We start from the raw sequence: 368 nt of genomic DNA, 5'->3' as shown, positions 1-368 counted from the left end.
CGTGCTCGGCTGGGACTCCGTCGGCCAGCGGATGCTGATCTTCCAGCTCTTCGACCAGCAGGCCAACGTCCCGGCCGGCATCACCCCGCTGCTCATGCTCGACATGTGGGAGCACGCCTTCTACCTGCACTACCTCACCGTCCAGGCCGCCTTGACGGACTCGGCCTTGACGTTGAGGTCGTCCAGGTAGAAGGCGGGCCCCCACATGTCGAGCAGGAGCAGCGGGGTGAGGCCGACCGGGACGTGGGCCTGCTGGTCGAAGAGTTGGAAGATCAGCATCCGCTGGCCGACGGAGTCCCAGCCGAGCACGGCCCAGCCGGAGCCCTGGATGCCGGTGGCGGGGGAGGCGATGTGCGCCTGGAACGCGG

2 protein-coding genes are annotated in these 368 nt (G+C 68.5%); one reads left to right on the top strand and one right to left on the bottom strand.

Features of this window, described 5'->3' with window-relative positions:
* A partial coding sequence (locus V5O49_RS00030; RefSeq protein ID WP_332900442.1) for a Fe-Mn family superoxide dismutase occupies positions 1 to 190 on the top strand: 190 nt, incomplete at its 5' end.
* Here V5O49_RS00030 and V5O49_RS00025 read toward each other — a convergent pair.
* On the bottom strand, positions 130 to 368 hold a 239-nt coding region (locus V5O49_RS00025), incomplete at its 5' end, for a Fe-Mn family superoxide dismutase (RefSeq protein WP_332900441.1). The genes V5O49_RS00030 and V5O49_RS00025 overlap by 61 nt on opposite strands.

This window comes from Isoptericola haloaureus, assembly GCF_036689775.1.
In the GTDB taxonomy this organism is placed as follows: domain Bacteria; phylum Actinomycetota; class Actinomycetes; order Actinomycetales; family Cellulomonadaceae; genus Isoptericola; species Isoptericola haloaureus.
The sequence above is the reverse complement of the archived record's forward strand: the minus strand, read 5'-3'. Positions and strand labels throughout refer to the sequence as shown.